This is a genomic window from Scandinavium sp. M-37, from assembly GCF_043558715.1.
Taxonomy (GTDB): domain Bacteria; phylum Pseudomonadota; class Gammaproteobacteria; order Enterobacterales; family Enterobacteriaceae; genus Scandinavium; species Scandinavium vulneris_A.
Window position 1 is genome coordinate 1 of sequence record NZ_JBIGIN010000099.1, and the last position, 590, is coordinate 590.

Sequence of the window (590 nt, forward strand, 5' to 3'; positions counted from 1 at the left end):
CACCACCTTTATCGCCGACGCCTCCACCGCTCAGGGCACCCTGACCGTGACGGCAGACGGCGCAGTGGCAAATGGCACGGCAACCAACCGCGTCGAACTGACGGTGACCGATGCCAGCGGCAACCCGATTGCCGGGAGCAGTATCACGTTCACGGCCGATAATGGCGCGACCGTCGGGGCCGCCAGTGGGGTCACGGATCCGAATGGCAAACTGAGCACCACCCTCACCAGCACCACCGCCGGGATCAGCACCGTGACCGCGCAATCGGCTAGCGGCGAGACGCTGACCGCGAAGGTCACCTTTGTGGCCGACGGCAGCACGGCGCAAATCGCTACGGGTGACCTGACGGTCATCACCAACGATGCAATCGCCAATGGCACCGCCCGTAACCAGGTGCAGGTTAAAGTTACCGATGCGCAGGGCAACCCGCTGTCGGCGCAGGCTGTCAGTTTCACGGCCACTAACGGGGCGACGATAGCCGCCACCGCCAGCACCGACAGCAACGGCCTGGTTACCGTCGGCCTCAGCAGCCTTAAAGCCGGTGACAGCCTGGTCACCGCCACCATTAACGGCAGCAGCCAGACGGTTA

1 protein-coding gene is annotated in these 590 nt (G+C 64.6%); it reads left to right on the forward strand.

Annotated features, from left to right (window positions below):
• A partial coding sequence (locus ACG0Z5_RS23855) for an Ig-like domain-containing protein (protein WP_394451656.1) occupies window positions 1–590 on the forward strand: 590 nt, incomplete at both ends.